The following is a 994-nucleotide window of genomic DNA, read 5'->3' as shown; positions in this document are numbered from 1 at the left end:
TTTGGGAAAATATTTTTTCTCAAAAAGAATGGGGGAAATACCCTAGCGAAAATTTAATCCGTTTTATTGCAAAGAATTTTTACAATGTTAAAGATAGAAGTAAAATAAATATACTAGAATTAGGACTTGGCACAGGTGCTAATCTTTGGTTTTGCGCTAAAGAAGGTTTCAGTGTTAGCGGCATAGAATGGAGTAAAACAGGAGTAGAAAGATTTAAGCAACGTCTAGAAAATGAAAATTTAAGTCACCATATACAAGAAATTAAAATTGGAGATTATGAACAAAAACTTGATGAATTTGAAGATGAAAGTTTTGATGCTTGGATTGATGGGTATTCACTTGCTTATAATGATTTTAAAAAAACGAAAATCATTATAGAAAAAGCAATTAAAAAACTTAAAAAAAATGGTAAATTTTTCTCTATTACTCCAAGTTTTAATAACGAAGGTTTTATTAAAGATGAAAAACTACCCTATCACACATGCAAACCAACTCATGGAAGTGATGCTTTTACGGGAATAATACGTTATTGTGATGAAAAAGACATAAAACAACTTTATCAAGGAGAGAATTACCAAATTATAGATATAAAAATAAATACATTAAAAAATCTTGAAAATAATCTCAGTGAACTTTATATAATTGAAGGAAAAAAATTATGAATAACAGCACTCTTTGGGAAAATATTTTTTCTCAAAAAGAATGGGGGAAATACCCTAGCGAAAATTTAATCCGTTTTATTGCAAAGAATTTTTACAATGTTAAAGATAGAAGTAAAATAAATATACTAGAATTAGGACTTGGCACAGGTGCTAATCTTTGGTTTTGCGCTAAAGAAGGTTTCAGTGTTAGCGGCATAGAATGGAGTAAAACAGGAGTAGAAAGATTTAAGCAACGTCTAGAAAATGAAAATTTAAGTCACCATATACAAGAAATTAAAATTGGAGATTATGAACAAAAACTTGATGAATTTGAAGATGAAAGTTTTGATGCT

At 28.5% G+C, this 994-nt stretch carries 2 protein-coding genes; both read left to right on the top strand.

Annotated elements, in window-relative coordinates; genetic code table 11:
* Positions 1-662 (top strand): class I SAM-dependent methyltransferase (locus tag AJ930_RS00580; protein ID WP_070274679.1); only part of this gene is annotated, 662 nt, incomplete at its 5' end.
* A partial coding sequence (locus AJ930_RS00575) for a class I SAM-dependent methyltransferase (protein WP_148115897.1) occupies positions 659-994 on the top strand: 336 nt, incomplete at its 3' end. The genes AJ930_RS00580 and AJ930_RS00575, both read left to right, overlap by 4 nt.

The organism is Campylobacter sp. BCW_6871 (genome assembly GCF_001762325.1).
Taxonomy (GTDB): Bacteria; Campylobacterota; Campylobacteria; order Campylobacterales; family Campylobacteraceae; genus Campylobacter_D; species Campylobacter_D jejuni.
The sequence above is the reverse complement of the archived record's forward strand: the minus strand, read 5'-3'. Positions and strand labels throughout refer to the sequence as shown.